The sequence below is a fragment of the Streptomyces recifensis genome, assembly GCF_002154615.1.
In the GTDB taxonomy this organism is placed as follows: Bacteria; Actinomycetota; Actinomycetes; order Streptomycetales; family Streptomycetaceae; genus Streptomyces; species Streptomyces griseoluteus.
Genome location: NZ_MUNH01000263.1, coordinates 1 through 10,093, shown reverse-complemented (window position 1 = coordinate 10,093; position 10,093 = coordinate 1). Strand labels below are relative to the sequence as shown.

Here is a 10,093-nt window from a genome sequence, read left to right as displayed (position 1 = left end):
CCCCGCGCCCGATCACCAGCAGCCCGCCGTCGGTCACCCACACGCGCACCGAGTCCCGGCGCAGGCGCGCGCGGACCACACGGGGGTGCCCGGTGTCCGCGATCTCCCGCAACGCCAATGCGGGCGGGCCCGGAAGGGGAGTGCCGACCCAGAGCGCGTCGACGGTCTCCGCGGCGCGGCCGGTGCGGTCCATGAGGGCGGTGAGGAAGCGGGGGTGCATGGGGGCGGCGAGGGGGTCGCAGTCCACGGCGGCCAGGGCGGCGCGTACCCAGGCGGGGTCCTCGTCGGTGAGGACGAGGGTGTGCGCGGTGAACGCCATGATCCCGGCGTCCCGTTGGCAGAGCTGGGGGAGGACGGTCACCGTGCCGTCCGGGGGCAGGAAGCGGTCGTCGGCCACCGCGTCCAGCAGTTCCGGCAACGTCTCCATCGTGCCCGCCTCTCGGTCCGGGGGAACCGCTGGTGGTGGGGAGCGTTAATCTGACCAGCGGCAGTACGCCGACACGGTATGAGAAGTACGAGCACAGAGGGGCGGATCGGTGGCGGACATCGAGGAAGCACGCAAGCAGTTCCAGCGGATCGACGCGGACGGCGACGGGTTCATCACCGCGGCCGAGTTCAAGTCCGCGCTCGCCCAGCAGGGCGACTTCAACGTCACCGAGACGGTCGCCGAGGCGGTCATCAAGACCCGTGACATCAACGGCGACAAGGTGCTGACGTTCGACGAGTTCTGGGCCTACCTGAACAAGTGACGTACCCGGCAGGGGTGTCCGCGCCGCGCGGACACCCCTCCCGTCACCTGCCGGTCGCCCACTCCTTGAGCGCGGCCTTGCTGGAGAAGTCCGCCACGTTCTTGTCGTGCGGCTCGGAGGTGTACTGGTGGAACTTCCAGTCCGCCTTGATCCGGGGCTTGCCGGCGCTCACGTAGTCGGCGATCCACAGTCCGTCGCCCGCGTACGACGTGGTGTCGATGTTCAGCCAGTAGTCCCGGTTGGTGTACAGCACCACCCGGTTGTCCGGCCGCAGACTGCGCAGCTTGCGGATGAAGCTGTCCTTCTCCGCGTTGCTCGCGTGTGTGCCGTCACCGGTCACCTCCCAGTCGACGGCCAGGATGTCGCCCGGCCGGTCGGGAGCGTGGCTGAGGAAGTACTCGGCCTGGTCGGTGAGGTTGCCCGGCCACAGGAAGTGGTAGAAGCCCGTGACCAGACCCGCGTCCCGCGCCGTCTTCGTCTGGGCCGCGAGTCTCGAGTTGACGTACGAACGGCCCTCCGTCGCCTTTATGAAGGCGAACGAGAGTCCGTCGGTCTCGTACGACGAGGACTGATACGCGCTGACGTCGATGCCATGGAGCATGAAGGTCTTGTGCCCCCACCGCCACCCCTCGGAACATCCCGCTCCCCGCACCTTCACACCCCGCCGGAGGAACCTTCATGCAGCGCACCGTGGTGACGTCCGAGGGCCCGCTCCCCGTGCCGTCCCCGGACCACGAGTGGACGGTGCTGTTCTTCGTCACCGAGCCCGGCATCGGGGAACGCCTGCCTGAACTCGGGGGCTGTACGACGGGGTTGTGCTCCGCGCGGGACGCGTCGGCGAGGTTCGCCCGCGCCGGGGCTCGCGTGCTCGGGGTGAGCGCACATGCCCCCGGTCACCTGGCGGAGTTCGCCGCCGGACGTGCTCTCGGCTATCCCCTGATCGGGGACGAGGACCTCTCCCTCGGCCGCGCGCTGGGCGTGCCCGAGGTACGGGCCGAGGGCCGCGCGCTGTTCGAGCGGGCGGGGGTCGTCCTGGACCGCACCGGGGCCGTGCGGGCGTTGATCCACCCCGTCCCCGACCCCGGCCGGCACGCGGAGTCGGTGCTGACCGAGCTGGACCGGCTCGCTAGCGCGGCCTGAGCACGTACGCCACGAGGCCGGCGGCCAGGGCGGCGGCGGCCAGCGCGTACACCGTGCGCCTGTCGCGGTGGGGGGCCTGAAGGGGAGCGCGGGAGACGACCGGGGTGGCGGGGGCCTCGCCCTGGACGACGTCGGCCACCACGACGGAGACGTTGTCCCGGCCGCCCGCGCGAAGGGCCAGCTCCACCAGCCGGTCGGCGGCCTCCTCCCGGCCGGACAGGCCGAGCGCGTCGGCGAGTTGGGCCTCCGGGACCAGGTCGGAGAGGCCGTCGGAGCAGAGCAGGAAGCGGTCGCCGGGCAGGGTCTCCAGGCGGAACAGGGCCGGGCTGAGCGACTCCCCGCCGACCAGCGCCTTCGTCACCATGGCCCGCTGCGGATGCGCGAGCGCCTCGGCGGGGGTGATCCGGCCGTCGTCCAGGAGGGTCTGCACCAGGGAGTCGTCACGGGTCAGCAGCACCAGCTCCCCGGCGCGCATCAGATACGTACGGGAGTCCCCGACATTGGCCACGACGAACTGGTCGCTGTCGGCCTCCATCAGGACCGCCGTGAGCGTGGTCCCCATGCCCTCCAGCTCCGGCGAGGTCCGCACCGCGTCGGCGATGGCCCGGTTCCCGGCGAGTATCGCCTCGCGCAGCGCCTCCATGGGCTCCGCCCGCGTCCGCTCCGGTCCCAGCTCGGCCATGTGCGAGATCACCACGGAGCTGGCCACCTCGCCAGCGGCATGCCCGCCCATCCCGTCCGCCACCACCAGCAGATGCGGCGCCGCGTACACCGAGTCCTCATTGACTTCCCGGACCAGCCCTTTGTCACTGCGGACCGTGAACCGAAGGCTCAGAGACATGCTTTCTCCTGGCAGGCGAACCCGCCCCGGCGAGGACTTCGCCACCGCTGCGGGACGGAAAAACAGGGGGAGTTGGAACTACAGACACCATGCCCGGGCACACCACGCCGGACGCCTGTGAGTTTTCCCCAGGGTGAGTCCGCCCGTTCCGTCGCGACCCTCCCCACCGTGCGCCGGGCGCTCAGGTCCTCCCCGGGGGTCCTCCGGGTCCGGGCTCTGATTGCGGGCCGGTCCCGGCTGTGAAACGTTCGCAGGGAGGCACTCCGCTCCCGATGATTGTGGCGCCGACATGACTGCTCCGCGCGTTCCGCTGTCGATCCTCGACCTCGTACCCGTGGCCTCGGGCACGGACACGGCCACCGCGCTGGACCAGTCCGTCGAACTGGTGCGGCTCGCGGACGCGCTCGGCTACAACCGGTACTGGTACGCCGAGCACCACAACGTCGTCACCTTCGCCTCCTCCGCGACCTCCCTGCTCATCGGCCGTGCCGCCGAGCACAGCGAGCGCATCCGGCTGGGCTCGGGCGGCGTGATGCTGCCCAACCACAGCCCGCTGATGGTCGCGGAGTACTACGGCACCCTCGCCGAGATGTACGGCGACCGCATCGACCTCGGCCTCGGCCGCGCACCGGGCACCGACCCGACGACGGCCGCCGCGCTGCGCCGGGGCGGCGCCGCCACCGACACGTTCATCCAGGACGTCGTCGACCTGCACCGCTACCTCAGCTCCCGCGACGGCGGGGGGCCGGGGGTGAGGGCGGTGCCGGGCCAGGGCACCGAGGTCCCGCTGTGGATGCTGGGCTCCAGCCTCGACGGCGCGGCCGTCGCCGCCTATCTCGGGCTGCCGTACGCCTTCGCCTCGCACTTCGCCCCGCAGATGCGGCACGAGGCGCTGGAGCTGTACCGCTCGCGCTTCTCGACGGAGTTCCCCACCGCCGAGATCCCGCAGCCGTACGCCATGGTCGGCGTCAACGTCCTCGTGGCCCCCACCGACGAGGAGGCGCACTACCTGTTCACCACCGCCCAGCAGATGGCCGCCGGCATCTACACCGGCCATCGCGGTCCGCTGCGGCCCCCGGTCAGCGACCTCGGGACCGTGATCGGGCCCGAGGTCGCCCGGTTCGTGGACGACTTCCAGGAGGTACGCGCGGTGGGCTCGCCGGAGACGGTCGTCACCGAGCTGGAGGCGCTGGTCGCGGACCTGAAGGCCGACGAACTCATCATCACGACCTACACCCACGATCCCGCGCACCGCGCGCATTCGTTCTCGCTGCTGGCCGAGGCGTGGGGGCTGGACGGCGGCGGCTGAGGGCCCTCACTTCTTTCCGGCGTCGACGACGAGATACTCCTCGCAGATGGGCCGCCCCTCGAAATAGCACTGGAGGATGTCGAGCGTTCCGGCGGCATAGCGGGCCTGCGCGGAAAGCGTCGTCCCGGAAATGTGGGGCGTCATTCCGTTGAACGGCATCGTGCGCCAGGGATGGTCGGCCGGCGCCGGCTGCGGATACCAGACGTCTCCCGCGTATCCCGCGATGTGGCCGGAATGCAGAGCCTCCACGACCGCGTCCCGGTCGACCAGCTGGGCCCGCCCGCAATTGATGACGTACGTGCCGCGTTTCATCATGCCGAAGGTCTCCGCGTTCAGCATGTTCTTCGTGGACGGAAACAGCGGCAATTGCAGGCTGAGAATGTCGATGTCGGTGATCATCGACTCCAGCTCCGAATGAAAGGTGAGGCCCAGTTCCTGCTCGGTCTCCGGGTCGAGCTGATGCCGCTGGTGATAGTGCAGCTCCAGTCCGAAGGGCTTGAGCCGGCGCAGGACGGCCAGCCCGATGCGGCCCGCCCCGACCGCCCCGTACTTCATGCCCTCGATGTCGTAGCCGCGCTCCACGCAGTCCGCGACGTTCCACACGCCGTTGGTGGAAATGCCGTGGGAGGGAAGGTAGTTGCGCACCTGGGCCAGGATCATCATGACCGTGTGCTCGGCCACGCTGACGCTGTTGGAGCCGGTGACCTCGGCGACGGTCACCCCCGCCTGCGCCGCCGCGTCCAGGTCGACATGGTCAGAGCCGATCCCCGCGGTGAGCGCCAGCTTCAGCTTGGACGCCTTCGCCAGACGCTCCTTCGTGAGATACGCCGGCCAGAACGGCTGCGAGATGACGACCTCGGCCTCGGGGAGGTGCGTGTCGAACTCGGTCTGCTCCCCGTCCTTGTCGCTGGTGACGATGAACCGGTGGCCGTTCTTCTCCAGATAGCCCCGCAGCCCGAGTTCACCCGATACACACCCGACCAGTTCGCCGGGTTCGAATCCGAGTGGGCCCTTGGGGGCGGGCGCGGGGCCACCGTTGACATTCCAGCCGATGTCCGGGATTGCGTCCCGCGCGTATTTCGGCGGATATCCTGCCTGCGGGTCGGGATAGAGGACGCACAGAACGGTCGACATCAGCAGCCCCTTCACAAAAGGTGAGCAATCGGGTGCTGTTTCGAGCCTACCCCCGTCACCGCCGCCGCGGCGCGATGAGCAATACCTTGCCGAGGTGACCGCTGTCCACGGAAACTCAACTCCGCTCGCCCTGCTGCCAGTCGCGCCAGCGGATGCGGGGCTTGTCCAGCACCTTGCCGAGCGTGCCCCACTCGTCGCGGCCGAGCCGGGAGAGCGGGCGCAGCCGCTCGATGTCCGGGAGCCCGTCCTCGGCGAGCGCCTCCTCGCTGACCACCGCGTGGACCACCCGGCCGAACACCACCGTGGAGTCGCCCAGCGTCAGCAGGCTGTGCAGCTCGCACTCCAGCGCCGCCGGGGAGGCCGCGACCCGGGGCGGCCTCACCCGCAGGGAGGGCTCGGGCTCCAGCCCCACCGCGCCGAACTCGCTGACGTCGGACGGGAAGTCCGTCCCGGTGTCGTTGATCTCCTTGAACAGCCCCTCCGGCGCCAGGTTGACCACGAACTGCCCGGTCTCCTCCACGTTCCGCAGCGAGTCCTTGCGGGTCACCGAGGTGAACTGCACGATCGGCGGCCGCACACAGGAGACCGAGAAGAACGAGTGCGGCGCGAGGTTGGGCCGCTCGGGGTGGTCCCTGGGGACCGTGGAGACCCACGCGATCGGCCGCGGCACCACCACCGAGGTGAGGAGCCGGTAGAAGGCGTGCGGGGCCATGGCCGAGGGGTCGAAGTCGGTACGCATGATCCCCAGTATTCAGCGGGCCGGCCCTAACACTCGATGATGTTCACCGCGAGCCCGCCCCGCGCCGTCTCCTTGTACTTGACGCTCATGTCCGCGCCCGTCTCCTTCATGGTCTTGATGACCTTGTCGAGGGAGACCTTGTGGGAGCCGTCGCCGCGCATGGCCATCCTGGCGGCGGTGACCGCCTTCACCGAGGCCATGCCGTTGCGCTCGATGCACGGGATCTGGACCAGGCCGCCGACGGGGTCGCAGGTCAGGCCCAGGTTGTGCTCCATGCCGATCTCGGCCGCGTTCTCCACCTGCTCGGGGGAGCCACCGAGCACCTCGGCGAGCGCGCCCGCCGCCATGGAGCAGGCGGAGCCCACCTCGCCCTGGCAGCCGACCTCGGCGCCGGAGATGGAGGCGTTCTCCTTGAAGAGCATGCCGATCGCGCCGGCCGCCAGCAGGAAGCGGACCACGCCCTCCTCGTCCGCGCCGGGCACGAAGTCCATGTAGTAGTGCAGCACCGCCGGGATGATGCCGGCCGCGCCGTTGGTGGGGGCGGTGACCACCCGGCCGCCCGCCGCGTTCTCCTCGTTCACCGCCATCGCGTAGAGGGTGATCCACTCCATGGCGTGCGCGAGCGCGTTGCCCTCGGCGCGCAGCTGGCGGGCGGAGACGGCGGCGCGGCGGCGCACCTTCAGACCGCCCGGCAGGATGCCCTCGCGGGACATGCCGCGGGCCACGCACTCGCGCATCACCCGCCAGATCTCCAGCAGCCCCGCGCGGATCTCCTCCTCGGTGCGCCACGCCCGCTCGTTCTCCAGCATCAGCGCGGAGATCGACAGCCCGGTCTCCCTGGTGAGCCGCAGCAGCTCGTCACCGGTGCGGAACGGGTACTTCAGCACCGTGTCGTCCAGCTTGATCCGGTCCGCGCCGACCGCCTCCTCGTCCACGACGAAGCCGCCGCCGACCGAGTAGTACGTCTTGGTCAGCAGCTCCTCGCCCGAGGCGTCGTACGCCCAGAGCGTCATGCCGTTGGCGTGGTACGGGAGGGTCTCGCGGCGGTGCAGGACCAGGTCGTCGTCGAAGGAGAAGGCGATCTCGTGCTCACCGAGCAGACTGAGCCGGCCCGCCTCACGGATCGCCTCGACCCGGTCGTCGGCGCCCTCCACGTCCACCGTGCGCGGGGAGGCGCCCTCCAGGCCCAGCAGCACCGCCTTGGGGGTGCCGTGGCCGTGGCCGGTGGCGCCGAGCGAGCCGTACAGCTCGCAGCGGACGGCGGCGACGGCGTCCAGCAGGCCCTCGTTGCGGAGGCGGCGGGCGAACATGCGCGCCGCCCGCATCGGACCGACCGTGTGGGAGCTGGACGGGCCGATGCCGATCGAGAACAGGTCGAAGACCGAGACGGCCACGGTGACTCCTCAATACGAACAGGTACAAAAGGTGATGCGGACACAGCACGGGTGCCCCGCCCACCGGCAGTGGGCGGGGCACCCGGGTAACACATACGGGGTACTACTCGCCCAGCGCCGGATACAGCGGGTGCTTCTCCGCCAGCACCCGCACACGGGCGGCGAGCGCCTCGGCGTCGTACGACGGCTTCAGCGTCTCCGCGATCACGTCCGCGACCTCGGCGAAGTCCTCGGCGGTGAAGCCGCGGGTGGCGAGGGCGGGCGTGCCGATCCTGAGGCCGGAGGTGACCATCGGCGGGCGCGGGTCGTTCGGGACCGCGTTGCGGTTGACCGTGATGCCGACCTCGTGGAGCCGGTCCTCGGCCTGCTGCCCATCCAGCTCCGACTCACGCAGATCCACCAGGATCAGGTGCACGTCCGTGCCGCCGGAGAGCACGTTGACCCCGGCCTCACGGGCGTCCGGCGCGGTCAGCCGCTCGGCCAGGATGCGTGCCCCCTCCACGGTACGACGCTGGCGCTCCGCGAAGTCCGCCGAGGCCGCGACCTTGAAGGAGACCGCCTTGGCGGCGATCACGTGCTCCAGCGGGCCGCCCTGGAAACCGGGGAAGACCGAGGAGTTCAGCTTCTTGGCGAAGTCCTTCCTGGCCAGGATGATGCCGCCGCGCGGGCCGCCGAGCGTCTTGTGCGTGGTGGAGGTCACCACGTCCGCGTGCTCGACCGGGTTCGGGTGCAGCCCCGCCGCGACCAGACCGGCGAAGTGCGCCATGTCCACCCACAGGTACGCCCCGGCCTCGTCCGCGATCCGCCGGAACTCGGCGAAGTCGAGCTGCCGGGGGTACGCCGACCAGCCCGCGATGATCACCTTGGGGCGGTGCTCCTTGGCCAGCCGCTCGACCTCGGCCATGTCGACCAGGCCGGTCTCGCCGTCCACGTGGTACGCGACCACGTTGAACTGCTTGCCGGAGAAGTTCAGCCGCATCCCGTGGGTGAGGTGGCCACCGTGCGCCAGGTCGAGCCCGAGGATGGTGTCGCCGGGCTGGGCCAGCGCGAACAGCGCCGCCTGGTTGGCCGAGGCGCCCGAGTGCGGCTGGACGTTGGCGTACTCGGCGCCGAACAGCTCCTTCACCCGGTCGATGGCGATCTGCTCGGCCACGTCGACGTGCTCGCAGCCGCCGTAGTAGCGGCGGCCCGGATAGCCCTCGGCGTACTTGTTGGTCAGGACCGACCCCTGCGCCTCCATCACCGCGAGCGGTGCGAAGTTCTCGGAGGCGATCATCTCCAGGGTCGACTGCTGGCGGCGCAGCTCGGCGTCGACCGCGGCGGCGATCTCCGGGTCCAGCTCGTGCAGGGGCGTGTTCAGGACGTCAGTCATACGGCTTCCGGCTCCTCAGCCTGCGATGTAGGCGGTGTACTCGTCGGCGGTCAGCAGGTCGGCGGGCTGCTCCGCGACGCGCACCTTGAACAGCCAGCCGCCCTCGAAGGGCGCGGAGTTCACCAGCGACGGGTCGTCCACGACGTCCTGGTTGATCTCGGTGATCTCACCGGAGACGGGGGAGTACAGCTCGGAGACCGACTTGGTGGACTCCAGCTCGCCGCAGGACTCGCCCGCGGTGACCGCGGCGCCGACCTCGGGAAGCTGCACGAAGACCACATCGCCGAGCGCGTTGGCCGCGTGCTCGGTGATGCCGACCGTCGACGCACCGCCCTCTGCGGCCGACAGCCACTCGTGCTCCTTGCTGTAGCTCAACTGCTGCGGGTTGCTCATGACCTGAATTCTCCTGTACGCGAGGACGTGCTCGTCGGTCGGAAAGGGATCGAACCGCTGAAGAGCGGGTGAATGTGCGCAGGGTCACGCCGGGGACCGGCCGGACCCGGTGCCAGTGTCTACTTGGCGCGCTTGTAGAAGGGCAGCGCCACGACCTCGTACGGCTCGTGGCTGCCCCGGATGTCCACGCCCACACCGGCGGCTCCCGGCGCCGCGTGCGCGGCGTCGACGTAGGCGATGGCCAGCGGCTTGCCGAGGGTGGGGGAGGGGGCGCCGGAGGTGACCTCGCCGATCACCGTGCCGTCCGCGACGACGGCGTACCCGGCGCGCGGCACCCGGCGGCCCTCGGCGATCAGTCCGACCAGGACGCGCGGCGGCTGCGCCTCGGCGCGCTCGGCGGCCTTCGCCAGCGCCTCGCGGCCGACGAAGTCGCCCTCCTTGCCGAACTTGACCACGCGGCCGAGACCGGCGTCGAAGGGGGTCAGCTCCGTGGTCAGCTCGTGCCCGTACAGCGGCATGCCCGCCTCCAGGCGCAGGGTGTCCCGGCAGGACAGCCCGCACGGCACCAGGCCGGCGGCGGTCCCGGCCTCCAGCAGTGCCTGCCACAGCTCCGCCGCGTGCTCGGGCTTCACGAACAGCTCGAAGCCGTCCTCGCCGGTGTAGCCGGTGCGGGCGATCAGCGCGGGGACGCCCGCGACGGTGCCGGGCAGCCCGGCGTAGTACTTCAGGCCGTCGAGGTCGGCGTCGGTGACCGCCTTGAGGATGCCGGGGGACTCCGGGCCCTGGACGGCGAGCAGCGCGTAGGCGTCGCGGTCGTCGCGGACCTCGGCGTCGAAGCCGGCCGCACGCTCGGTCAGCGCGTCCAGCACGACCTGGGCGTTGGAGGCGTTGGCCACCACCATGTACTCGGCGTCGGCGAGCCGGTAGACGATCAGGTCGTCCAGGATGCCGCCGTCGGCGCGGCAGATCATGGTGTAGCGGGCGCGGCCCACGCCGACCGAGGCGAGGTCGCCGACGAGGGC

At 70.7% G+C, this 10,093-nt stretch carries 12 protein-coding genes; 3 read left to right on the top strand and 9 right to left on the bottom strand.

Annotation, left to right across the window (positions count from 1 at the left end):
• Positions 1 to 427 (bottom strand): GNAT family N-acetyltransferase (locus tag CCN33_RS15820; protein ID WP_086694255.1); only part of this gene is annotated, 427 nt, incomplete at its 3' end.
• Positions 428 to 536: 109 nt separating this feature from the next.
• Here CCN33_RS15820 and CCN33_RS15815 point away from each other — a divergent pair.
• Positions 537 to 749 carry an EF-hand domain-containing protein gene (locus CCN33_RS15815; protein WP_086694254.1) on the top strand — a complete coding sequence of 71 codons (213 nt, stop codon included), beginning with the start codon at positions 537 to 539 and terminating at the stop codon, positions 747 to 749.
• Positions 750 to 792: 43 nt separating this feature from the next.
• On the opposite strand, the gene CCN33_RS15810 is transcribed toward CCN33_RS15815, so the two are convergent.
• The gene (locus tag CCN33_RS15810; protein WP_086694257.1) at positions 793 to 1,350 is read right to left on the bottom strand and encodes a GH25 family lysozyme; all 558 of its coding nucleotides are present in this window, start codon (positions 1,348 to 1,350) and stop codon (positions 793 to 795) included.
• Between the two features lie 77 nt (positions 1,351 to 1,427).
• Between CCN33_RS15810 and CCN33_RS15805 the strand changes: the two genes are divergently transcribed.
• Positions 1,428 to 1,889 carry a redoxin domain-containing protein gene (locus tag CCN33_RS15805; RefSeq protein ID WP_086694253.1) on the top strand — a complete coding sequence of 154 codons (462 nt, stop codon included), beginning with the start codon at positions 1,428 to 1,430 and terminating at the stop codon, positions 1,887 to 1,889.
• Here the strand turns inward: CCN33_RS15805 and CCN33_RS15800 are convergent.
• Positions 1,876 to 2,730: a PP2C family protein-serine/threonine phosphatase gene (locus CCN33_RS15800; RefSeq protein WP_086694252.1), complete on the bottom strand. Its 855-nt coding sequence runs from the start codon at positions 2,728 to 2,730 to the stop codon at positions 1,876 to 1,878. The two genes, CCN33_RS15805 and CCN33_RS15800, sit on opposite strands and share 14 nt — an antisense overlap.
• A gap of 289 nt (positions 2,731 to 3,019) precedes the next feature.
• Between CCN33_RS15800 and CCN33_RS15795 the strand changes: the two genes are divergently transcribed.
• Positions 3,020 to 4,039 carry an LLM class flavin-dependent oxidoreductase gene (locus CCN33_RS15795; protein ID WP_086694251.1) on the top strand — a complete coding sequence of 340 codons (1,020 nt, stop codon included), beginning with the start codon at positions 3,020 to 3,022 and terminating at the stop codon, positions 4,037 to 4,039.
• 6 nt (positions 4,040 to 4,045) lie between these two features.
• On the opposite strand, the gene CCN33_RS15790 is transcribed toward CCN33_RS15795, so the two are convergent.
• The 6 genes from CCN33_RS15790 to gcvT all read right to left on the bottom strand — a co-directional run.
• Positions 4,046 to 5,173, bottom strand: coding sequence for an NAD-dependent formate dehydrogenase (locus CCN33_RS15790; protein ID WP_086694256.1), 1,128 nt, complete (start codon positions 5,171 to 5,173; stop codon positions 4,046 to 4,048).
• Between the two features lie 115 nt (positions 5,174 to 5,288).
• A complete protein-coding gene (locus CCN33_RS15785) occupies positions 5,289 to 5,912 on the bottom strand; it encodes a flavin reductase family protein (RefSeq protein WP_086694250.1) in 624 nt (207 codons plus the stop codon).
• 26 nt (positions 5,913 to 5,938) lie between these two features.
• Entirely contained in the window at positions 5,939 to 7,306 is a 1,368-nt protein-coding gene (locus CCN33_RS15780) for an L-serine ammonia-lyase (RefSeq protein WP_086694249.1), read from the bottom strand.
• A 103-nt stretch (positions 7,307 to 7,409) separates the two neighbouring features.
• Positions 7,410 to 8,678, bottom strand: coding sequence for a serine hydroxymethyltransferase (gene glyA / locus CCN33_RS15775; RefSeq protein WP_086694248.1), 1,269 nt, complete (start codon positions 8,676 to 8,678; stop codon positions 7,410 to 7,412).
• 15 nt (positions 8,679 to 8,693) lie between these two features.
• On the bottom strand, positions 8,694 to 9,071 hold the full coding sequence (gene gcvH / locus CCN33_RS15770; RefSeq protein WP_086694247.1) for a glycine cleavage system protein GcvH: 378 nt from the start codon (positions 9,069 to 9,071) through the stop codon (positions 8,694 to 8,696).
• A gap of 119 nt (positions 9,072 to 9,190) precedes the next feature.
• Positions 9,191 to 10,093, bottom strand: a 903-nt coding sequence (gene gcvT, locus CCN33_RS15765) for a glycine cleavage system aminomethyltransferase GcvT (RefSeq protein WP_086694246.1), incomplete at its 5' end; no start/stop codon positions are given.

Excerpts from the sequence above, each read along its gene's own strand:
- CCN33_RS15810 (WP_086694257.1), bottom strand. The coding sequence starts at position 1,350 with ATGCTCCATGGCATCGACGTCAGCGCGTATCAGTCCTCGTCGTACGAG.
- CCN33_RS15805 (WP_086694253.1), top strand. The coding sequence starts at position 1,428 with ATGCAGCGCACCGTGGTGACGTCCGAGGGCCCGCTCCCCGTGCCGTCC.
- CCN33_RS15800 (WP_086694252.1), bottom strand. The coding sequence starts at position 2,730 with ATGTCTCTGAGCCTTCGGTTCACGGTCCGCAGTGACAAAGGGCTGGTC.
- CCN33_RS15795 (WP_086694251.1), top strand. The coding sequence starts at position 3,020 with ATGACTGCTCCGCGCGTTCCGCTGTCGATCCTCGACCTCGTACCCGTG.
- CCN33_RS15790 (WP_086694256.1), bottom strand. The coding sequence starts at position 5,173 with ATGTCGACCGTTCTGTGCGTCCTCTATCCCGACCCGCAGGCAGGATAT.
- CCN33_RS15785 (WP_086694250.1), bottom strand. The coding sequence starts at position 5,912 with ATGCGTACCGACTTCGACCCCTCGGCCATGGCCCCGCACGCCTTCTAC.
- glyA (WP_086694248.1), bottom strand. The coding sequence starts at position 8,678 with ATGACTGACGTCCTGAACACGCCCCTGCACGAGCTGGACCCGGAGATC.
- gcvH (WP_086694247.1), bottom strand. The coding sequence starts at position 9,071 with ATGAGCAACCCGCAGCAGTTGAGCTACAGCAAGGAGCACGAGTGGCTG.